We start from the raw sequence: 23,271 nt of genomic DNA, 5'->3' as shown, positions 1-23,271 counted from the left end.
TAAAGAAAAGTGTCATCGTGATGATGATTGGTGTTCTAAACGAAATAAGTGTCGCTGTAATTGTTTCTTTATTTGTTGCCATTGTAAAAGGAAAAATTGGTAATATTTTCGATGTCAACTGAAAGGAAAGAATATGTCTTTTGGGACCACTCGGGCTTTTACGGATAGTTGATCCCACACCTACTTCCTTACTTTCGTTGAATTTTGAGGTGGGGGCCTTACTGCCCGGCAAATAGCGGGATAAATACTAGAATGTAATATATAAAAAGCTGACTGAGTATAGTCAGCTTTTTGTCAATGAACACGTAAAGGCTTAAACAGACAGACAGACATATATATTTACTGATTGGTGGGGTATTGAGAAAAAAAGCTGACTCTTATAAATCGATTTTTTAATTACTTCACGTACGCATAAAACTTTAGATGCTTATTGATTTGACGAATTCACCAATATTTTCATCAAAAAATTCATGCTATCTTTAATTAGTGCAATGCTTCATTGCTTAACGATTATCTTCAGGAGCCCTATAGACAATCGGGGTTTCTTTTATTTAAATAAAAATTTTGTTTAAACTTTACAAAACTCACCTATATTAAAATACCTTCTAAAATCCCTATTAAACATTTATAATACTTTTAAATGGTTTAAATTCTACAATCAGTAATGGAGGCATTTTAATGGGAAACATCCCAAAAATATCATCACACCAATCAAATCCAAATATACCCTCACAGCAAGTGAACCCTAATACCCAACAAGGTAATATAAAAAAAACAAGACGCCGTATTATAACTACTTTAGTCTTTATATTACCTATAATTTTTGTCGTGCAATATTCTCTGAATAACCAACAAGAAATGATTAAAGAAAAACAAATCACGCTTAATACGGAGCAACAAAAATTATCTTCTGTAAAGAAGGATGGGCATTCCCTTAACAATGATGTCAAGGCTTTAACAAGTAGTGAAGAAGAAATTTTAAAATTCGCAAGGAAACTGTATGGATTTTCTAAACCGAATGAAACTATATTTCAAATAACTGAATAAAATTACACTGCATTACCCAAAAGGCGATTTGAAGATAATCGCCTTTTTATATTTAATCTCTAAAGGAATCATACGAATCTCTCTTTCTATCATATAACTACTTTGTTTAATTTGTTAAAATACAATCACTTGTCCATTTCACTTTACTCTATCATTACATTTACTATTAGTAATACGATTTTTAGAGGTGATAAATAATGGACGAGTTTTTATCTTTTGCTGCACATAATCCGGGTTCTATTGGACCTACACTTCCACCTGTTCAACCCTTTCAATTCCCTACCGGTCCCACCGGTTCTACAGGACCAACTGGACCAACCGGACCAACTGGATCAACCGGACCGACTGGACCAACTGGACCAACTGGACCAACTGGATTTAATCTTCCTGCTGGGCCTGCATCTATTACTTTGACTTCTAACGAAACCACAGCATGTGTATCCACTCAAGGAAATAATACTTTATTTTTTTCTGGGCAAGTATTAGTAAACGGTAGTCCTACTCCAGGGGTAGTGGTCAGTTTTTCATTTAGTAACCCAGCTCTTGCTTTCATGGTTCCTCTTGCTGTCATTACCAATGCTTCAGGTAACTTTACCGCTGTATTTCTAGCCGCTAATGGGCCTGGAACAGTAACTGTTACTGCTTCACTTCTTGATTCTCCTGGAACAATGGCTAGCGTCATTATTACCATTGTGAATTGTCCGTAATAATTATATTTTTAAGAACTATGCAATTTCTGATAAAAGAGCACTGATTTTTATAGTGCTCTTTTATCATTTGGGTGCGCCTTTCAAATTAAATTTTGTAACGCCCTACTAAAATAACGCTTTTATTTAGATTAATGATTTTTGTATTTTTTAATTTTTTCATCACAAGTAATTTTTATAATTAGTTAATTTCTCAATTTAGTTTGTGTATATAATTCCATTCAAAGATACATAATATCCACGTAACTATTTAAAAACATTTCGTTTTTATATCTAAGTTCAAAAAGGAGCTACATAACATGGATAAAAAAGATATATTAAGTCAACAACTTGATCATGTGTCATCAGATGCGCTGAATACTCCTAGTAAGGCCCAAGAGCAAATGCAAGAAACATCTCAACAGGCACATAATTCAAACAAAAAGGGTAGCACTCAATCTTTACATGTTGAAGATTTACCACATTAAGACATATATACTACAACGAACAAATAGTAAATTTCAAGGGGGAAATCTTAAGATCGAGTGAACTTAATTTTTTCTCCTTTTTCTATTGAAAGTCACTTTAATAGAAAATCTGTACACATCTTTGACAGATCCACCATCGTAACCTCCTGAAAATTCGTGATAATATTTTTTGTCGAATACGCCGAATTTCGGCATTGTACGACATATATTATCTCCCTTAGTGAATCCCTGTCCCTCAGGGATTTCTCCTTTTATTAAATACTCTTCGCTTCACTAAATTTTCATCCTTAATAAAATTTAATTACTCCAATGAATAAACATGCGACAGTATCGTGTTTTGATAAAAACTATAAAACAAACTTAACACTAAGAGTAGAATTTTTCTTCTTCTCTTTTTATAAACATAAAAAGAAGCTCTATTTATATAGAGCCCCTTTCTAATTTTATAATTTACTAGACTGTAACCCCTGGATAAACGGTACTACTTCAGGATTTACAAGCGATGATAAATCACCTAATTCTTTTCCTAAGTAAGCTGCTTTAATAACACGGCGCATTACTTTAGAATTACGTGTTTTCGGTAAATCTTCTACAACGTGGATATCTTTAGGACACAACGCTTTTCCAATATGTGAGTTTACTAAACTCATTAATTCTTTCTTTAAATCTTCTGTAAATATTACCCCTTCTCGTAATACAGCAAAGCAATGACAAACTTCACCTTTCACTTCGTCAGGTACACCAATTGCAGCAGCTTCGATTACATCGTTATGTTTCACAAGAATAGATTCATATTCAGCAGGTCCAATACGTTTACCTGCAATATTTAACGTATCGTCTGAACGCCCTGTGATGATATATTGTTCACCATCGTAAATGACCCAGTCACCGTGGACCCATTTATTTTCAAAACGCGACCAATATGTGTTCACGTAACGTTCATCATCTTCCCAGAAGCTTTTCGTCATACCTACCCAAGGTTTCTCTAAGCATAATTCTCCGACTTCATCTCGAATTGGTTTACCTTGATCATCCAGTACGACAGCTGCCATTCCTGGTAAAGATGCGTTAAAACTAATCGGTGCGATTGGCTTAATAAGAACATTACCGAAAATCCCACCAGAGATTTCAGTTCCACCTGAGTAGTTACAGATTGGAACATTTCCTTTTCCAACTGTTTCAAACAGCCACATCCATGGATCAGGATTCCAAGGTTCTCCTGTTGATGCGAATACTTCCAAACTCTTTAAAGAATGTTTATTGACATACTCATCACCTTTTGCCATTAATGCTCGGATTAACGTTGGCGAAATACCTAGATGAGTAATTTCATATTTATCAACTGTCTCCCATAACCGGTCTGCTTCTGGGAAGTCTGGAACACCTTCGTACATAACCATCGTTGCTCCATTAATGAGTGAACCGAATAATAAAAATGGCCCCATCATCCAACCCATATCAGTTACCCATAATACACGATCACCTTGTTTAATATTCATTCCAAATCCTGCATCAAAAGCTGCTTTCAAAGGAAATCCTGCATGCGTGTGTACTGTTCCCTTCGGCTTACCAGTCGTTCCTGATGTATAAATGAGCATTAATGGATCATCACTTTGCATTTCCTCGGCATGTATGAATGGTTTTTCTTTTTCTAGCGTACTCCACGAAAAGTCATAGTTATGTGGTGTAAAATCATTTCCTGCATGACGAACGATAACAACTTTTTCAACAGTTGGGCAATGTTCACAAGCTTTATCTACTTCATCTTTTAAAGAAACAATTTTACCTCGGCGGGAAAATCCATCTGCGGTAATAATCATTTTTGAACCTGCCGCTTGCACACGTGTCATGACTGCATCAGACGCAAAGCCTGAGAATATTGGTGAAATAATTGCTCCGATTTTCATTACAGCTAGCATCGCAACAACTGTTTCTGGAATCATCGGCATATAAATTGTTACACGGTCACCTTTCTCAATACCCGCGTGTTTCAAACCATTGGCAACACGGCTTACCCAGTTATCAAGCTCTTCATATGTAAATGATTTTGAAGTTCCATTTTCCCCTTCGTACTGAAGTGCTGGCTGTATTCTCGTCTCTTCATCCGCAAGCCAGCGGGATAAAGCTGATTCTACAACGTTACATGTTCCGCCATTATACCACTGTGCAAACGGTGTACCATTTTCTAAATCTAACACTTCTGTATAAGGTTTCATCCATTGATAGTCAACTGCTTTTTCTGCCTCTCCCCAAAACCAAGCTGTTTCCTCAATAGATTTATTATAAAAAGTTTCATAATCTTCATATCCCAATGATTTCATCCAACCATATAAACGTGTTTTTTCCTTGTACTCTTCTGTTGGAAACCAAACTGCTTGTTTCAATATTTTCCCCTCCTTAACTTTTTGAGCAAGAAAGCCCTAAATAGGGCTTTTAAACTGGATATACAGGATGTTTACGATCCGTGAATACTTGATATTTACTCATATACATTTCGAAACGTCCTTTTAACTCTTCACGTAAATTGTTTGGATGAACAATACCATCAATCACCATCTCTGATGCTAAATGATAAATATCAATATCTTTCTTATACTCTTCACGTTTTTCAGCAATGAAGCTAGCACGCTCTTCTTCTGGTAAAGCTGCAATTTTATTTGCATATACAGCATTGACCGCAGCTTCTGGACCCATTACCGCAATAGAGGCTGTCGGTAATGCCAGGCAGCAATCTGGTTCAAATGCTGGACCTGCCATCGCATATAAACCAGCACCATATGCTTTACGAACAACGATAGAAATCTTCGGTACAGTTGCTTCACTCATTGCAGAAATCATTTTTGCACCGTGGCGAATAATACCAGCACGCTCTACTTTTGTACCGATCATAAATCCTGGTACATCCGCAAGGAATAATAATGGAATATGATATGCGTCGCATAAATTAATAAACTTAGCAGCTTTATCAGCTGAATCATGGAATAATACGCCGCCCTTCATACGCGGCTGATTTGCAATAATACCAACTGGCTTACCATCAATACGTGCTAAGCCTGTAATTAGCTCTTGAGCAAATAATTTTTTTACTTCATAGAATGAACCTTCATCAATAACTCTATTAATGAGATCTTTCATATTGAAAGGAGCATTTTGATTTTCTGGAATGATTTGTTCTAACGTTTTATCGAATTGTTTCGGTTCTTGAGGTGTAACCAATGGAGTCTTTTCTAAGTAGTTATTTGGAAAATATGAAATGTATTGTCTTGCTTGTGTAATCGCATCTTCTTCTGTCTTACATAAAACATCTCCGCATCCTGATACAGAGCAATGCATACGAGCTCCGCCCATCTCTTCTAAAGTTACCTTCTCACCGATAACCATCTCAGCCATACGAGGAGATCCTAAATACATAGATGCATTTCCTTCTACCATCATTACAACGTCGCAAAAGGCTGGAATATAGGCACCACCAGCTGCAGAAGGTCCAAATAATAAGCATACTTGAGGAACTTTACCTGATAATTTCACTTGATTATAGAAGATTCTTCCTGCACCACGGCGCCCTGGGAACATTTCTACTTGATCTGTAATACGTGCTCCAGCAGAGTCGACTAAATAAAATAACGGAACACGTAGTTTTTCAGCTGTTTCTTGAATACGTAAAATCTTTTCAACTGTGCGTGATCCCCACGATCCAGCTTTTACAGTAGAATCATTGGCCATTACACACGCAGTACGACCATGTATTTTACCCGTTGCCGTTACAACGCCGTCCGCAGGTAAGCCTGTTTGTTCACAGTTAGCAAATAATGCATCTTCTACATATTCGCCATTATCAAATAGAAGCGCTAAACGATCTCGAACAAATAATTTTCCTTTTGCTTTATTTTGTTCATGATATTTTGGTGCGCCGCCTTGTTTAATCGTTTCAACTCGTTCTTCAAATGTATTCGATTGTTGTTTTTGATCTAACATATTTACTCCCCCTTATACGTTGGTGTGCGTTTTTCCTTGAATGCTTGTAATCCTTCTAATCTATCTTTCGTATGGATTACACCTTCATACGCTTGTTTTTCCATTTGTAATCCGGTATGTAAATCAACTTGAATACCGTTTGAAATCGCTTCTTTTGCTAATCGAACAGCAATAGGTCCATTACTAGCAATTTTCTCTGCTATTTCAATCGCTTTTTCTTCAAGTAAATTAGCTGGTACAACAAATTCTACTAAACCATATTCTTTTGCTTCTTGCGCCGAAATACGTCTTCCTGTATAAATTAATTCTTTCGCTCTACCAACACCAATTAATCTTGGCAAACGCTGCGTACCACCTGCTCCTGGTATTATTGCAAGTGTCGTTTCAGTAAGACCAAGACTTGCAGATTCAGTCGCAATTCTAAAATCACAAGCTAAACTTAATTCTGTACCACCACCAAGGGCGATTCCATTTATAGCCGCGATAACTGGCTGTGGTAATTGTTCAACCATTTCCATAGTAGTGCGAATCATACTAACAGCATGGCGAACTTGTTCTTCATTCATACCAGCACGTTCTTTTAAATCAGCACCAGCACAAAACGCTTTTTCACCAGCACCTGTTAGAATAACTACACGCGTATTGGACTCTTCACTTATTTGAGTTAATATGTTTTGTAACTCTTCTAATAACGCTAAAGATAATGAGTTTGCTTGTCTTTCACGATATAACGAAATCTTTACAACGTGAGGTGTTACATAATCAACTGAAATGTTTTGTAATTGTAGCATCTTCTCACCTACTTATCGTTTTATGTTGAAGCGCTCTATACACATGACTCGGTAATTGGATATTTAACTTACTTTGAATAAATTGACTAGCTCTCAATAACTTTTCTTCGTCTATATTCGTTTGGACTCCTAATTTATGGAGCATATGTACTAGGTCATCAGTAGCAACATTACCTGATGCTCCTGGTGCATAAGGGCAGCCCCCGAGTCCACCACAAGAACTATCAAACGTTGTAATACCGTATTCTAATGATTTAACTACATTCGCTAGAGCCATTCCATACGTATTATGAAAATGCATTGCAAACTGCGAAGCATCATACTTCTTTAATAGATGTTCTAATACTTGTTCTACTTGTAATGGATTCGCTACACCGATTGTATCCCCAAGAGAAACTTCATAAATGCCGTATGAAAATAGTTGATTACATAATTCGTCAACTGCTGCGTGACTTATATCCCCTTCATAAGGACATCCAAATACAGTAGAAACATAGCCTCTTACCTTTTTCCCTTCGAATAATGCCTGTTTTGTTATATCTTCAATTACAACTAATGCTTCTTTAATCGATTTATTAATATTACTTTTATTATGAGATTCACTTGCTGATAAAAAAACATTCACCTCATCTACATTTTGCAAAAAAGCTCGTTCCAAACCATTTTGATTCGGAACAAGCGCAGCATATGTAACATTTGGATCCCTTTTCAGCTCAGAAAATACATCATTTGCATCTGCTAATGCAGGGACCCATTTTGGGTGAACGAATGAGGAAACTTCAACATACGACAATCCTGCTTCTGTAAGTAGTTGAATCCATTTTACTTTATCTTTTGTGCCAACAATCTTTTTTTCATTTTGTAAGCCATCACGTGGCCCGACTTCTTTAATGACAGCAAAATTAGGTAGTTTCAATTCGCTTCCCCCTATATCTCCCTATTCAATTTCTAATAATACATCTCCTTCATTTACAAAATCGCCTTCTTGCACATTAATTTTCATAACTGTGCCAGCTTCTTCTGAAATGATTGGAATTTCCATTTTCATAGATTCCAAAATGACGACATCCTGTTCTTCCTCTACTGTATCTCCTACTCCTACAACAATCTTCCAAACGTTTCCTGCCATCGATGCGTATACTTTCGTCATCATTTTTTCCCCCTTAATATTGTTAAATCTTATTTTTTAACGAGTTGTTTCGTTACAAAACCCGTTGTATAAATACCCTCTTTGAACACTTCATCTTCCAAAACTTGCAGTAGCATTGGTGTGTTCGTTTTAATACCTTCTACTTTTAATTCTTCTAGAGCATCATGTAATTTCGAAATTGCTTCTTCACGAGTTTCGCCATGTGCAATGACTTTCGCAATCATTGGATCATAGAAAGGTGTAATCGTTACATGATTTTCTAAGAAGTGATCGATCCGTACATTTGATGGTAATGTTAAATCTGTAATTTTTCCAGGTGACGGGAAGAATGTTTTCGGATCCTCTGCATAAATACGAGCTTCAATGGCATGACCACTACGTTTTACATCATCCTGTGTAAATGATAGTTTCTCACCACTTGCAATCAGAAGTTGTTGTTCGACAAGGTCTAAACCAGTAATTTCTTCTGTAACTGGATGTTCTACTTGTAATCTCGTATTCATCTCTAAGAAATAGAAATTCTTCTGATCATCTACAAGAAACTCAACTGTACCTGCATTTGTATAGCCAAGTGCTTTGGCAGCTTGTACAGCAACTTCTCCCATCGCCTTTCGTGTACCTTCATCTAAAAATGGTGAAGGTGCTTCTTCGATTACTTTTTGATTTCGGCGCTGTACCGAACATTCACGCTCCCATAAATACACTGTGTTACCATGTGTATCTGCTAAAAGCTGAATTTCAATATGATGCGCGTCTGCTATATATCGCTCTAAATACATTTCTCCGTTACCGAAGAAGTTTTGCGCTCTTGTTTTATTACTTTCAAACGCTTTGGTGAGCGTTTGCTCAGTTTCCATCAACTGCATACCAATGCCTCCGCCGCCTGCGGATGCCTTAAGCATTAATGGATAACCAATTTGTTTTGCAATTTCAATTGCTTCTTCTGCAGTTTCAATATTTGTAGTAATACCTGGGACTACTGGGACATCTGCTGCTTGCATTGCGATACGTGATTCGATTTTACTTCCCATCTTCGTAATGATTTCTTCTGAAGGACCGATAAATACGATTCCTTCTTCTTTGCAGCGAACCGGAAAAGACGGATTCTCTGATAATAAACCATAACCCGGATGAATCGCTTCTGCATTTGTCTTCTTAGCTATTTCAATAATTTTTTCAAGGTTTAAATAACTTTCTTGAACACGCGGTCCACCTACTAAGTAAGCTTCATTTGCCATTTTCACATGAAGGGCATTTTCATCTGCTTCAGAATAAATAGCAACAGTGCGAATACCAAGTTTTTGACAAGTTTTCATAATACGAACAGCGATTTCCCCGCGATTCGCAATTAATATTTTTTGAAACATAGTGATTCCTCCCTTTTATCTACATCCTAAATGTCTAGCAATTACGAGACGTTGAATTTCAGAAGTTCCTTCACCTATTTCTAATAGTTTCGCATCACGAATATGTCGTTCAACTTCATATTCACGCATATAACCATATCCACCATGAATCTGTACTGCTTGATTCGCAATACGGCTTGCTGCTTCCGATGCAAATAGTTTTGCCATTGCCGCTTCTTTGCCAAAAGGTTTATCGTTATCTTTTAACCAAGCTGCTTTATGTACTAAATTGCGTGCTAGCTCTACTTCAGTCGCCATATCAGCTAATTTAAATTGAATCGCTTGGAAATTAGAAATTGACTTTCCAAATTGTTGACGTTCTTTCGCATATTGCAATGCACGTTCAAAGGCTGATTGCGCAATACCAACTGCCAATGCTGCGATTGAAATACGCCCTCCATCAAGTGTATATAAAAATTGTTTAAAACCTTTATTTACATCACCAAGAATATTTTCTTTCGGTACACGAACACCATCAAGTACGATTTCACAAGTATTAGAAGCACGAACACCCATCTTATCGTATGGACTTGAAATCGTTAATCCTTCACTCGTAGTAGGCACGATAAATGCAGAAATACGTTTTCTACCATTCTCTTCAACGCCATTGACAGCGGTTACATTAATTGTATTTGCATACTCTGCGTTTGTAATCCAACACTTCTCACCACTGATTACATACTCATCGCCATCTAATACCGCTTTCGTTTGAGTACCACCTGCATCAGATCCAGCATTTGGCTCCGTTAATCCGAAGGCACCTAATGTTTTACCTGACGCCATTGGAACTAAATACTTTTGTTTTTGTTCTTCTGTACCGAAATAATAAATTGGAGAAGCACCTAATGAAATTGTTGCAGCATAGCTTAAACCAGTGCCACCACAAGCGCGACCAATTTCTTCAACTGCTAATGCGTACGATACCGTATCGCCGCCTGAACCTCCATACTCTTCTGGGAATGGGATACCTAGTAATCCTAGTTCGCCCATTTTTTGAAATGTTTCATATGGAAACTCTGCAGTTTTGTCATAATATACAGCTTTCGGTGCAATTTCCTTTTCAGCAAAGTCACGTACCATTTCTTTAATCATTTGTTTTTCGCGAGTTAGAGTAAATTCCATTCCGCTACACACCCCTTATCGAATATTGAGTTTCGACAGCGTGCGAGTTTCTACTACAAACATAACAACTTAAAAGACAAGAATATTAGTTAGACAATTGCTACAATTCTGTCATAACTTAATTTTAAAACAGATTCTGTACTAATGCACAAAAAAATTCCTACATTGTTCTACAACAACATAGGAGGTTTTGTGTCGAATTATGTAATTTATTGTTTAATAATCTCTACCTTTTCCGGAATCAGAAATTTCTACTAATGCTTCAGGGTATGGTTCGAAATATGTTTGTCTTAATAAATACTTTTCATCAAATCGAATAGCCCATGATTTTAAAATTGTAAGTAAACTACTAAGTGGTATTTTCTTTTCTGCATACTTTTGTAACAGTTCTATAAAATGATCTTTTTCTTGTTTTTTTAACTTTGTTTTAAAATATCCAAAAATGTGCTCGCATACATTTACATTCGATGTATAACGAGGCGCACGCATAAATAATTCATATAAAGTCTTCTCATATTTTTCAAATACCACTTCAATCTTTTCATTTTTGTGATTTGCAATTATACGCCCTAATTCCTTTTGTTTCACCTGATTATATGCCATAAATAAATATTTATTGTCCGACTGAAACAATACAAGTTCTTTCATATTTTTATTGTGTTTAATCATTTTGTAATATGCGATTGTAAATAGCCTTGTAAAGAAATGCTCTCTAATAATAAAATTCGACAATCTGCCTTCCTCTTCAATAGGAAGATGCGAAAATTTTTTTACTACTGCTCCGCCAAATAAGCCAGCTCCTTTTCCCTTTGCTGGCGCTTTTTCAAAACCAGAATAAATTTTCACATCACGCGTACCACAACTTGGTGAACGATTCTTTAAAATAAAACCATCCACATCCGATATCGTTTGTAAAAAGTCATTTGAAAACTGCTGCATTTTTTCAGTTACATCTTCTCGTGTCGACGGTTGCACAAGTCTATTCTCACCATTTTCTTCTACAATTCGTATCGTTTCACGAGGAGTCCCCAATCCAATCTCGACTTCTGGACAAACAGGTATAAATGTAACAAACGGCTGCAAATTTCGTATTGTTACATCTGGAATCATCTCTCCATTATATCGACAGGCATCAAATTCTAAACATTTACTTACAACGATTGTTGGTTTTGCAAATTGTCGCATTTCATTACCTCCGTGGCGTTAATCCGTACAATATAAATTGAATCGTATTTTCAATTTCCATTTCATCATCCCATTTTTCTTCAGGCAATAATAAAAATCTTGTTAAGAGTAATCCTAATACAGCTGATAAAGTAAGACGTAGTACGGAAGATGGTGGTAACTCAATAATTTCCCCTTCTTCTTGAAATTTCACAATCAACTTTTTGAAATGTGAAAACAGTTCTGTTTCTACTAATTGCTGTATTTCATTTTTCAGTTCTGGTTGAAATGGCACCTCTTGAATTAATATTTTTATCATAGGGAAGTGTTTTTGGGCAAATTTAAATCTATTATGAATTACAACCCTTAAAAGTCCTTCATACGATTCATACTCCGATTTAAATATTTCTTTTGCAAAGGTTTGTACGAAAAATGGGGCAGCGAACTTAGTTAAAGTTGGCATTACGACCGCTAGTAATAGATCTTTTTTCGTCTTATAGTAGCGGAAGATTGTTCCTTCCGCTACACCAGCCCGTTTTGCAATTTCACTTGTTGAAGTTGAAGCGTATCCTTTTTCTCCAAACATATCAACAGCCGCCTCTAATATACGCATTTGACGTTCATTTCGTTTATCCGTATTAGTTGCGGCTATTAATTCCTCCAGCCAATCCTTCTGCATTTATAAAGCTCCTTTTTGTCATTATTATATTTTGCGATGTTTCTTTAAAGCAAATACATTTCCTACTGCAAATAATATTGAAAAAAGTAATAATACAGTAAGATCTAATGCAATCTCTCTAAATCCTTGATTCCGAATCATCACTTGTCTCATTGCATCAGCGCCATATGTGAGTGGAAATGCTTTCCCTAACATTTGTAGCCACTTATTCATAGATTCCATTGGAAACAATCCAGAAAAGAAGATTTGTGGCACAATAACAAGCGGTATAAATTGAATCATTTGAAATTCATTATTTGCGTATGCCGATAAAAACGTACCTAATGTTAGTGCAGTTAAAGAGAGCATACATGTAATAAGTAGCGTTAGCCATATGGAGCCAGCTACGTATAAATCTAAAATATAAACGGAAAAACTTACGATAATAATGGATTGTATAAAGGCAAAAATTCCAAAGCCAATAATATAACCTGCGACTATTTCCCACCTTCTTACTGGGGTGGATAATAACCTTTCAAGCGTACCACTTAAACGTTCTCTTACGAAAGATACACCTGATAATATAAATACAAAGAAAAATGTAAAGAAACCAATTAATACAGGACCAAGCCCATCAAACATCGAAAAGTCTTTAGAGCCATGTAAATAATTCACTTCAGGCTTCATAATCGAAACATCATTCTTCTCTGTGCTTTTTTGCAATACTTGAAGTACAGCACGATTTTTTGACGAATCACTACCTTCCAACAGAAGTTTCATTTTTCCATTCTCTATTCGAAGTACAGCATCTACCTTTTGTTTTTCTAACTCAGAAATCGCCTTTTCTTTACTGTGTTCATAAATTGATGCTTCTTGATCTTTCATCACTTTTACTATTTGATCGGGCATATCAACAACAGCAATTTGCGGTATATAGTCTTTTTGTGTAAACACTAGCGATAATAGCCAAAGTAATAACATTGGTGCCCCAAACATCATCGCTAACGAACGCTTATCTCGAAAAAATTGGCGAATAATACGAATGATTACACCAGTAACTCTCATGATGACACCACCTCTTCCAGCAAAAAGACATCTTCAATCCGTCCAGATGACACGCGTTTTTTCAATTCTTCAGTTGTTCCAACCGCAACTAGTTTCCCTTCTCTAATTAATCCTAGACGCTCACAAAATTCAGCTTCATCCATAATGTGCGTCGTTACAATAATCGTTGTACCTTTCTTTTTAAGATCATAAAACTTTTCCCAAATCGTTTTTCTAAGAAGCGGATCTATCCCCACTGTAGGCTCATCTAAAATTAATATTTCTGGTTCGTGCAGGAGTGCTATTGCTAATGATAAGCGTTTTTTCATTCCACCTGAAAATTGTTGTACTTGCTTTTTCATATACTGTGATAATTGTACAAGTTCAAAAACTTCTGCAATTCTTGTCTTTTTACGTTTTCCCTTTAGTCCATACATCGTTGCTATAAAATCTGCATTTTCATATGCTGACAATTCTTCATATAATGCATCCGCCTGGGCCATATAACCAATTCTTTTCATTTCATTTAAATTAGGCATATTAGTATTATTAACAAGCACTTCACCTTTCGTTGCCTCATTAATACCTGCAATCATTTTAATGAGCGTTGTTTTCCCCGATCCAGAAGGTCCAACAAAACCAAAAATCTCTGCTTTTTCAACTTGCAATGAAAGATTGTGTAACACTTCTTTTTTCCCAAAACTTTTTGATACAGTCCGTAAAATAATTGAAGGTTCTTGCACGTTTCATCCTCCTTTTTTAATAAAATGAGTGAGTACTCACTTTTATTTTACTCTTGCTTAATTATATGTCAAACTCCGTTGATTAGTATGTATGTTCAATCAACGATATTAAACAATGAAACTATAAATTTCACTTTACGTTTTTAAATTCATATACTTCCGAATTCTAGCAACGTCTAAAGAATATTCAATAACTAATTGCTGTAACGGTAAAATAACTGTGTCAGGATATAAATGTGCATATTGTAATGTTTCTGCATATTTTTCTAACCTTTTTTCTAAATACTTTATTATTTGATCAGGATGACTTACTAATAAACATTTACAATAATAATGGATTTGTTCCTCAATAGCCGTGTATTCTTCAATTTCATATTCTTTATGCATGTGTACACCCCTTTAAGTTTTTTATACGAATTACTTATCACAATTTTCACTCGACAAATTTTAAGTTTTTTGATTATTTACACTATAACAAACACTCAGGGTCAAATTTTGTTACTTTATGTAACGTAGAAAATTTTTAACAAAATTGTAATGTAAACTCGTACAAAATACATAAAGCCCCTTTACTCATTTTTGTATAAAAAAATCGTACAGCTTAATTTAGCTGCACGACTACAATTTCTGGCCTATTCAAAATTCTTTGCGGAATGATACTATTTCCTAATCCTCTACTCACTACCATTGATGTACTTTGTTCTACATATAAACCAGCTGTATATTTAGGTAAAACACCTTGATTTGGCGCAACTAATCCTCCGATAAATGGCAATCTAACTTGCCCTCCATGAGCATGCCCTGATAACACTAAATCTATTTGCTCATCAGCATACTCTGTCAAAAATTCAGGCCTATGGGATAATAATACATTATATCTATCTGGCTGCATTTCAATTTTCGCCTTTTTAATTTCATCTATTATAATATTTCCTTCATCACGGTTTCCATTAACAAACTCTGGATCATCAATACCTAACAAGTTTATTTCTTGCTCACCCTTTCGAATGCCTACATGTTCATTCCTTAAAACATTGACATCATATTTCTTCAACTCTTTTTCTAAACGGTTATACTTTCCAGACCATTGTTCATGGTTTCCTGTCACAAAATATACAGGAAACTTCTTTACAATTTCTCGTATTAATTGCATACTAACTTCTGCATCGTATGATTTACTGTCAATTAAATCACCCGTAATCGCAATAATATCTGGATCTATGCTTTTAATTTTTTGAATTAACACATCTTGATTATCGCCAAATTGTTTATTGTGTAAGTCTGAAATTTGTAGAATTTTATACCCTTTAAAAGAGGAGGGTATTTTACTAGAGGTTATTTTAACCTCAGTTATACTTATTAAATTGTTCTGTAAATATAAAAAGATAATACAACCTACTAACGTAGCAATAAGTAATACACTTCTTTTAATCTTCTTGCTCATATTCCCTCCTAAAACCTTAATCAGTACTACAATTCGCAAAAACATTCCAATAGATTTTTCTTTTTTTATCTAACGGTTCTCTTTTAAAGTGAAATCAATTTAACTACGATAATCAAGTACAAGTTTCTAATTATAGGAATTGAAGAACTTATATCACTCTGTTGAAGTAAACATGCCCATTTCTGTTCTAATCGTAACTCTATCATATAACATTAAAGCCGAAATTCCCAAGTTAAGGAATTTCGGCTTTTTGAGTTCGTATGAATATCTTAGCTTTCGTTCTATGTACCTTGCAGTTGTACATCTTAGTAAATACCATTTGTCTATCTATATGTGGTGAGGTTTTTATCTTTTTCAATAATCAACTATGTATAAAATATTTAAGTTAGTTAATACCCTTAATGGATATCATGCTTTTTAAAGTTTCCGCCTTGTACTTCCGCAACATCATATACAGTGACAAAAGCATTTTCATCAATTTCATGAATAAGTTCCTTCATTTTATTCTCTTCTAAACGACTGATAACACAGCTAACTTCTTTATAAGCTTCTTTCGAAAAGCCACCATACATTTCATTATAGATTGCATTTCTCCCAAGACGGTCCCAAATTGTATCTATCATTAATTTAGGTTCTTTTGTAACAATTTTAAATGTTTTAGAGCCACTTAATCCTACTTCAATAATATGAATTACTTTAGAAGCAATAAAGTAAGCAATTGCTGATAAAATTCCACCTTGAAGACCGAATACTGTTGACACAAAAATAAATACGAACATATTTAAAAACAAAATAAGATCACTTGTGCCAAACGGTAATCTTCTAGACAATAATACCGCTAACATATCAATTCCATCTAACGCCCCACCATTACGAAGTGCCAATCCCATACCAAAGCCGATAATCACACCACCAACAACTGTAACTAACAATGTATCTCCTTCAATAATTGTAGGCACATTATGCATAACCACAGTACCTATTGCAAGTGATACAATACCAATTACTGAATAAATTGCAAATCCTCTACCGATTTGTTTATAACCTAGCCAAACAAATGGAATATTAATAATTCCAATTAAAAGACCTAATGGTAACCCAAATAACTGAGAACTAACAATACTTATACCTGTTACACCACCATCTGAGACATTATTAGGAATAAGTACAGCCTCTAATCCATATGCGGTTATGAACGCTCCAATAACAATCAAAATTGCTTGTGAAATCCTTTTCAATTTATTAACATTTTTATTCCTTATACTTCCCATCTCAATTCCTCATTTCTCACATTTTTCTCTTTTTGTCATTTCATGATTACATCAGCTTCTTTAGTCTTAGTGTCACACCTACTATGTAACTTCTCTCAAACTATAACTTCCTATACTTAACCCGAGGGTATACCGTATATGTATGAATTCTTATAACTACTAATCATGCGTTAGCCTATTAAATACGTTATCCACTTTACCATTTAAACACCATGCAATTATTGTTAATAGACCGCACACAGAAACTACTGGCTGTTCTACCTCCCAAGAGTTTAAATTTACTTCCGCCCACTTACCTATCACACAATATCAAAACCGTAGTTCATGAAATCAATTCCATAAGCATAATGAACACTACTTTACAAATCCCAAAACAACACCGACTGACCGATATACTCATTTGGTCAATTATAATATACCTAAAACTTAAGTAAAATTCCATTGATTAATATTATTTCTTTCTATTAAAAAAAGATACATAATGTAGGATTATTTAAGTTTTTTATAAAATAAGTAAGTTTTACAAACACCCTAGTTTGCAATGTTTTCATGGTTTGAAAATTAGTTAAAATACGCTTAATCAAGGTTAATTTATTCGATATATTCTCTCTTTTCACTCTTGTATTTTTATCTTCATTCGTTTATCATATGGAGACAAAAAATAACGTTACAATTGGTTCCTACGTACAATTTCCCTATCATAATAACTCCACCTTACAATTAACAGGTTGTGTAGTTAATATCTTACAAAATACGATTGTAGTTGATATTGCCGATATTGCTGGAACACATGCTATTGAAGAAAATAGGCAAGTTGTAAAATATGGTTATTATAAAGTGAAACTTTAATGAGTGGTGGTTTTGTTCATCCCTCACTCATTATTAGCCCTCACCAATCGGGCTTTAACGGGATCAAAAGATGAAGTAAATCGATAACATAAAAAGACCCTAGTACACACTAGGATCTTTTTTTATAACGTTATTTTTATAGTATTTTAATTTACAGCCATCATACTTTGTTTCTAAATTTTATAATTATGTAGCGTCCTTCCATTCAGACTTCAATATTGAATATTGATATTCATCAATCCACTGGCCTTTTAGCATGTAATTCTGCAATAAATGACCTTCTCTCCTCATCCCCACTCGTTCTAGTACAGAAATAGACTTATTATTTCGAACGTCCGAAAATGCAATCACCTTATGTTTTCCTAATGAATGAAATATGTAACTCAATAAGGCACAAACAGCTTCAGTTGCATAGCCTTTTCCCTGATATTCTGGAGAAAGAGTAAATCCGATTTCTACGATGCGTGGTTCATTTACAAGTGTGTGAAGTGCGCAATCTCCAATTATTTTGTTATTTTCAGCCAAAGCAATTGCGAACTGGAACCAAGTACCTGGTAGATTAGGATTATTTTTAACTTGTTCATTTACAAACGTTTTAGCCTCATGATATTGATAATTAACCCATGACTGAAATTTAGCCACTTCTGGATTAGAACGATAAAAATGAAAGTAGTTAGTGTCATCCATACTAAACCTTCTCAAAATAAGACAATCTGTTCTCCAAAAAACTTGATTGTCATTCTCCATAACTATTCACCCTCTTTTCTACATTAATTATATCTTTATATTACATAGGTATAAATAGTTTACATGCTTATAAAAAAGCGATTCTTTTCACATTAAAAAGAATCGCTTTCCAAGTTCTTATTTTTAATTATATTACATAAAGCATTGAGAGATTATTATTTAAGAGCCTTAACTATAACTTCAGTTGCCTCTGCAATGAGTTGATTATCATAGGTAGCCTCTTTCTCATCTTTACTAGATAAAATTGCGATGATAATTGGTGCTCTATTTGGAGGCCAAACGATAGCAATATCATTTCTTGTCCCATAACTGCCAGCACCTGATTTATCTCCAACTACCCAGTCAGTTGGTACGCCTGCACGAATAAGTTTGTCCCCTGTAGCATTCCCTTTCATCCACTCTGTAAGAATTTTACGTTTTTCAGCAGGAAGTGCATTTCCGACCGTAAAAGCTTTAAGATTCGTAGCAATTGCTCTCGCTGTACTAGTGTCACGAATGTCTCCTGGAATAGCTTCGTTTAATTCTGTTTCAAAGCGATCAGACATAGTAATCCGATCCCCCATCTTTCTAAGCGCTTTTTCATATCCTTTAGGTCCGCCTATTTTATTAAATAAAATGTTCCCTGCAGTATTATCACTTGAGCGAACAGCAGCCTCAGCAATTTCTCCTAGTTTCATCCCAGTATCTACATGTTTCTCTGTAACGGGTGAATAATCCACTAAGTCTTCTTTCGTAAATGTGATTACTTCATTTAATGTATCAATTGAGTTTTGCTGTAGTAATACTCCTGCAGCTAAAGCCTTGTAGGTTGATGCGAAGGCAAATCTTTCGTTAGGTCGATAAGAGATTGTTTGATTTGTACCAGTATCAATCGCATATACACCTAATCGAGCATCAAATTTTTTCTCAAGTTGAGAGAACTCTTTATGCGTTGCCTGATTTTTATGTTTCACTTGTCCAGTCTTTTCTTTCGCTTCAACTTGCAGTGATCCTCCTGTAAAAGCTTCTAGGCTTGTAAGACTTAAACCTAATATACCAACGCATATTCCTATTTTTAGCATCCTCTTATTTTTCAAAACCATCATTCCTTCCAAATTTTTAGCACCTTTTTATACGTACACATAATAGACAATCATCGAACCAAATTTGTTCCATAAACTGAAAAAAATTTATAGCTAGTATGAGAGTTATTAACAAAATCAGAGATAGTAGCTATGATCGCCGCTATCTCTGATTTCACATTTCATTTTTTTACTTATAAATGGCTTTATATAAACAGGTTCTCTTCCCTGAGAAAAGTACTCTAATTTTGCTTAAAACTACCTGTACTAGTAGATTCACCATATATACGTTGCTGTTTCAAATCAAAGTATACATCTAATACTTCCTTTCCAATTATAGAATTAATTCCATTTTTATCATCATGAAGCCATGGAACTACTACGGAAAATGCTACTTCTGGATTATCATATGGAGCATATCCAACTAACGTTAAGTTGTAACATTCCATACGTTCTCCTTTTGCATTTCTGCCAATTGGGTCATCTCCACCATATACAGTTTGGGCTGTTCCTGTCTTTCCTGCTGGTTTATATGGCACATTTTTGAAATATTTCACGCCAGTTCCATCACCTTCTTGGAATACCCATCTAAACCCTTCTTTTATCCGATCAATATGTTCTTTCTTCATATCAATTCGATTTAATACGACAGGCTCTATGGAACGTATAACTTTTCCAACCTCTTCTTTTATTGATTGTTCTCGTATTTCTTGTACAATTTGAGGTTGCATTCTATAACCACCATTCGCAATCGTTGAAACATATTGCGCTAATTGCAACGGCGTATACGTATCATACTGACCAATAGAAAAATCTAGTAAAAACCCAGGTTGACTATCTACTTTTCTCGTTTGTCCAATTATTTCATTCGGTAAATCAATACCTGTTGGGACACCTAAACCAAATTGCTTGAAATAATAGCGCATCGTATCAAAGGCTCCTTGTTTAATATCCAATGATCCATTTGGTACGTAATTAACTCCGGCAATTTTTAAAGCTGTCTGGAACATGTATACATTCGAAGATACTTGTAAAGCCCGTAAATCATTAATATTACCAAATCCGGATACATTCCACGATTTCTTAGCTTGTGTACCTTTAAATTTCATCGGCGCGTCATAAAATTGATCTCCTGGATGTATTGCCCCTGTCTCATATCCAGTTAATAAAGTAGCACCTTTTACAGCTGACCCTAGCTCATACGAAGTTGTCATATTACCTAATGCCAAATCCTCAAACTCTATTTTCCCTTCTTTTTCTACAATCTTTTTGCCTGCCATTGATAAAATTTGTCCGTTATTTGGATTCGTCATGACAACAAAAGCTCGATCGAGAAGTGGCTCTGAACTTTTAAAAGCTCTCAAGTTTTTCTCTATACTTTCTTCCACTTTCTTTTGTAATTCCATATCAATCGTTAATGTTAAACTATTACCACTTTTTCCTTTAGAGATTATTTCTGTGCTAACAATGTTTCCTGATTTATCAGTAATATTTTTCACTTCTTCTTTTGTTCCGTGTAATACATCTTCATATCGTTGTTCAATATAACTTTTTCCAACACGATCATTACGGTTATATCCACGTACTAAATAAGAATCTAAATTTTCTTTCGGTAATCCTTCTTCACTACTCGTAATATTTCCTAATACAGAACGAAATAAATTACCGTTTACATAATTACGTTCCCAATCAACAGTTGCATCTACTCCTGGAAAATTCGCAAGATTTTCGCTTATCCGCGCATACTCTTCATCTGTTACATCTTTTTTAATGATTTGTGGTGTTAGTTGATAACCTGAACCCATTTTACTTTTAATAGCTAACACCTTTAAATCTTGTGCTGTTAATTCTGCTAATTCTACCTCTGTAACGCGACCTCGTCTTAAGTCTTCTATTTTTTTATCTAACTCTTTTCCCTCTATACCCTTTTCTTTAAACTTTTCTATATCTTTCTTAGTAATCTTTGTCTCCGCACGTTTCGAATTCAACTGCATCCAAAAATCTTTTTTGTCAATATCTGTTAATTTATTTATATCTTGTTCAGGCATTTCAAGTACTTTCGCCAAGTCTTTTGCTGTTTTTAAAATATCTTCACTCGTAATTCCCTTCACCCTTGTATACGTAATTGTGCGAAGAGATTTATTATTAACAACTGTTTTCCCTTCTCGATCTAAAATTTGTCCACGTGGAACTGGAATACTAGTTATTGCATTTTGACTACTTTCCACTTGGTTCTTATAAGCCTCTCCCTCAACGATTTGTACCTTTCCTAGCTGCATAATAATAGCTGAGAATAGTAGAAATATGCAAAGGAACATTATATTTAATCGAATAGATATATATGACTTCTGCTTCTTGCCTTTTTGTTCTTTCATAAATCCTCCATTTAATCCTTTCAGAAATTGCTACAAATACTAAAAGCATTTCTTATATATTAGATACCGATAATCGGTTATAAATATCGCCTCAATTTTTTGCTTAATCCTTGTAAGCATCCATTCTTTTTCGTTTAGCTACGGCATTAATAACTCTCCCTTCTTGTTTTCTCTCTATTTTTTTGCCGCTTGCATTAGAAGTGCTAAACTGTATAATGACTCTTATTAAACTTACATATAGACTTGCTAGTAAATTTTCATGTTAATTATTCCTTTCTTCATGCTTTAATACTTAATAGACAACCTAAACAATAAAGTTGTTCCACATTTACAAAAAAAATAATTAAATATAAGATAAAATAGGCTACATAAGGGAGGGTTATATGTTACATACAAAAAGATGGAGATTTTTTGCGGTTCTTTCTATTGTAGGTTTGATTTTACTAATTTTATTAAAAATCAACTTCATTTCAATTACTATCGCAACTTCTTCAGCTGAAAGAGGAAAGATTTTTGATCAAAATGGTGTAATACTAGCTACAAATAAGAAAGTTAAGTCTCTATATTGCACTTCTAATGATGAAAAGCTATCGAAACAAGATACATCAAACACATTAGCTTTTTTAAATCAATTTTCAAGCGAGTTTCAACATGATATTTCTACAGAGAACATAAAATCTCAATTACAACAATCTTGTAAAAAGCAGACTATGAATGATATACCGTTATACTCTGATATAACTGAGAATGAACTTGCATTCATAAACAAAAACAAACCCAATAATGTAATAATTAAAGATGAATGGATTCGATATTATCCTAAACACGAAATTGGTTCACAAGTAATTGGGTATGTAGAAAATGACCTTAATTCAAAACATATGGCTGTTGGAAAAAGCGGGATTGAGCTGCAATATGAAAATGATTTAAAAGGAAAACCAGGTAAAACTCTTATTTTTAAATTGAATAATAAAAAATTCTTATGGAATATTCAAAAAGTACAAAAAGGTAAAGATGTACGGCTAGCTTTAGACTCTGAGTTGCAGCAAAAGGCAGAAGAAGCATTAAGATCTCAAATTAAGAAAACACCTGATGCTAAAGCTGGTTATGCTGTAGTAAGCGATGCAAAAACTGGCGCAATTTTAACTATGGCCAACACGGCAGTTTTTGATCCAAATATATTAAATACACGTGTATCTTCTAGAAAAGAAAACATTAACTCTCTTTCGCAAAATAAAGCAATTCAAAAA

The 23,271-nt window shown here is 34.6% G+C and carries 21 protein-coding genes and 1 pseudogene; 5 read left to right on the top strand and 17 right to left on the bottom strand.

From position 1 onward, the window contains the following. Positions 1-678 precede the first annotated feature (678 nt). From RT27_RS04155 to RT27_RS35115, 3 genes are all read left to right on the top strand, one after another. Positions 679-1,047, top strand: a complete 369-nt coding sequence (locus RT27_RS04155) for a septum formation initiator family protein (RefSeq protein WP_029442347.1) — start codon at positions 679-681, stop codon at positions 1,045-1,047. Positions 1,048-1,244: 197 nt separating this feature from the next. Further along, the gene (locus tag RT27_RS36205; protein WP_043935374.1) at positions 1,245-1,754 is read left to right on the top strand and encodes an exosporium leader peptide-containing protein; all 510 of its coding nucleotides are present in this window, start codon (positions 1,245-1,247) and stop codon (positions 1,752-1,754) included. Positions 1,755-2,053: 299 nt separating this feature from the next. Then, the gene (locus RT27_RS35115; RefSeq protein WP_016081562.1) at positions 2,054-2,221 is read left to right on the top strand and encodes a hypothetical protein; all 168 of its coding nucleotides are present in this window, start codon (positions 2,054-2,056) and stop codon (positions 2,219-2,221) included. Positions 2,222-2,664: 443 nt separating this feature from the next. Here the strand turns inward: RT27_RS35115 and RT27_RS04145 are convergent, their stop codons facing one another. From RT27_RS04145 to RT27_RS04080, 14 genes are all read right to left on the bottom strand, one after another. Then, positions 2,665-4,605: an AMP-binding protein gene (locus RT27_RS04145; RefSeq protein WP_029442752.1), complete on the bottom strand. Its 1,941-nt coding sequence runs from the start codon at positions 4,603-4,605 to the stop codon at positions 2,665-2,667. A gap of 49 nt (positions 4,606-4,654) precedes the next feature. Then, complete coding sequence (locus RT27_RS04140) at positions 4,655-6,196, bottom strand: acyl-CoA carboxylase subunit beta (RefSeq protein ID WP_000886755.1); 1,542 nt, start codon at positions 6,194-6,196, stop codon at positions 4,655-4,657. A 2-nt stretch (positions 6,197-6,198) separates the two neighbouring features. Continuing rightward, positions 6,199-6,987: an enoyl-CoA hydratase gene (locus tag RT27_RS04135; protein WP_016081564.1), complete on the bottom strand. Its 789-nt coding sequence runs from the start codon at positions 6,985-6,987 to the stop codon at positions 6,199-6,201. 4 nt (positions 6,988-6,991) lie between these two features. Continuing rightward, on the bottom strand, positions 6,992-7,903 hold the full coding sequence (gene mvaB / locus RT27_RS04130) for a hydroxymethylglutaryl-CoA lyase (protein WP_016081565.1): 912 nt from the start codon (positions 7,901-7,903) through the stop codon (positions 6,992-6,994). 21 nt (positions 7,904-7,924) lie between these two features. Further along, positions 7,925-8,140: an acetyl-CoA carboxylase biotin carboxyl carrier protein subunit gene (locus tag RT27_RS04125; RefSeq protein ID WP_001987345.1), complete on the bottom strand. Its 216-nt coding sequence runs from the start codon at positions 8,138-8,140 to the stop codon at positions 7,925-7,927. Positions 8,141-8,166: 26 nt separating this feature from the next. Beyond that, on the bottom strand, positions 8,167-9,504 hold the full coding sequence (locus RT27_RS04120) for an acetyl-CoA carboxylase biotin carboxylase subunit (protein ID WP_000486742.1): 1,338 nt from the start codon (positions 9,502-9,504) through the stop codon (positions 8,167-8,169). 15 nt (positions 9,505-9,519) lie between these two features. After that, a complete protein-coding gene (locus RT27_RS04115) occupies positions 9,520-10,665 on the bottom strand; it encodes an acyl-CoA dehydrogenase (protein WP_043935372.1) in 1,146 nt (381 codons plus the stop codon). Between the two features lie 216 nt (positions 10,666-10,881). Further along, positions 10,882-11,850, bottom strand: a complete 969-nt coding sequence (locus RT27_RS04110) for a DUF523 and DUF1722 domain-containing protein (protein ID WP_029442755.1) — start codon at positions 11,848-11,850, stop codon at positions 10,882-10,884. A 4-nt stretch (positions 11,851-11,854) separates the two neighbouring features. Beyond that, entirely contained in the window at positions 11,855-12,508 is a 654-nt protein-coding gene (locus RT27_RS04105; RefSeq protein WP_016081569.1) for a TetR/AcrR family transcriptional regulator, read from the bottom strand. A 24-nt stretch (positions 12,509-12,532) separates the two neighbouring features. Continuing rightward, entirely contained in the window at positions 12,533-13,552 is a 1,020-nt protein-coding gene (locus RT27_RS04100; protein ID WP_016081570.1) for an ABC transporter permease, read from the bottom strand. Then, positions 13,549-14,274 (bottom strand): ABC transporter ATP-binding protein, encoded by a 726-nt coding sequence (locus tag RT27_RS04095; protein ID WP_029442757.1) that lies wholly within the window; start codon positions 14,272-14,274, stop codon positions 13,549-13,551. Before RT27_RS04095 ends, RT27_RS04100 begins: the two co-directional genes overlap by 4 nt. Before the next feature lie 135 nt (positions 14,275-14,409). Further along, positions 14,410-14,661 (bottom strand): hypothetical protein, encoded by a 252-nt coding sequence (locus RT27_RS04090; protein ID WP_000548621.1) that lies wholly within the window; start codon positions 14,659-14,661, stop codon positions 14,410-14,412. A gap of 214 nt (positions 14,662-14,875) precedes the next feature. Then, positions 14,876-15,718 (bottom strand): metallophosphoesterase, encoded by an 843-nt coding sequence (locus RT27_RS04085; protein ID WP_043935371.1) that lies wholly within the window; start codon positions 15,716-15,718, stop codon positions 14,876-14,878. Positions 15,719-16,116: 398 nt separating this feature from the next. After that, on the bottom strand, positions 16,117-16,989 hold the full coding sequence (locus RT27_RS04080; protein WP_016081573.1) for a YitT family protein: 873 nt from the start codon (positions 16,987-16,989) through the stop codon (positions 16,117-16,119). Between the two features lie 648 nt (positions 16,990-17,637). Here RT27_RS04080 and RT27_RS32805 point away from each other — a divergent pair. Next, positions 17,638-17,838, top strand: coding sequence for a DUF2187 domain-containing protein (locus RT27_RS32805; protein ID WP_080681815.1), 201 nt, complete (start codon positions 17,638-17,640; stop codon positions 17,836-17,838). Between the two features lie 186 nt (positions 17,839-18,024). Here RT27_RS32805 and RT27_RS04075 read toward each other — a convergent pair whose 3' ends face one another. The 3 genes from RT27_RS04075 to RT27_RS04065 all read right to left on the bottom strand — a co-directional run bounded on the left by RT27_RS04075 (position 18,025) and on the right by RT27_RS04065 (position 22,021). Beyond that, on the bottom strand, positions 18,025-18,585 hold the full coding sequence (locus RT27_RS04075; protein ID WP_016081574.1) for a GNAT family protein: 561 nt from the start codon (positions 18,583-18,585) through the stop codon (positions 18,025-18,027). A gap of 155 nt (positions 18,586-18,740) precedes the next feature. Then, entirely contained in the window at positions 18,741-19,667 is a 927-nt protein-coding gene (bla, locus tag RT27_RS04070) for a class A beta-lactamase Bla1 (protein WP_016081575.1), read from the bottom strand. A 221-nt stretch (positions 19,668-19,888) separates the two neighbouring features. Further along, positions 19,889-22,021, bottom strand: a complete 2,133-nt coding sequence (locus tag RT27_RS04065; protein ID WP_043935369.1) for a penicillin-binding protein 2 — start codon at positions 22,019-22,021, stop codon at positions 19,889-19,891. Positions 22,022-22,404: 383 nt separating this feature from the next. Here RT27_RS04065 and RT27_RS04060 point away from each other — a divergent pair. Beyond that, a pseudogene (locus RT27_RS04060) lies at positions 22,405-23,271 on the top strand (penicillin-binding protein 2); the annotation flags it as partial.

This window comes from Bacillus sp. L_1B0_5 (genome assembly GCF_000836715.1).
Taxonomy (GTDB): Bacteria; Bacillota; Bacilli; order Bacillales; family Bacillaceae_G; genus Bacillus_A; species Bacillus_A thuringiensis_S.
Note: the sequence above shows the minus strand (reverse complement) of the source record. Positions and strands in the feature narration are given on the sequence as shown.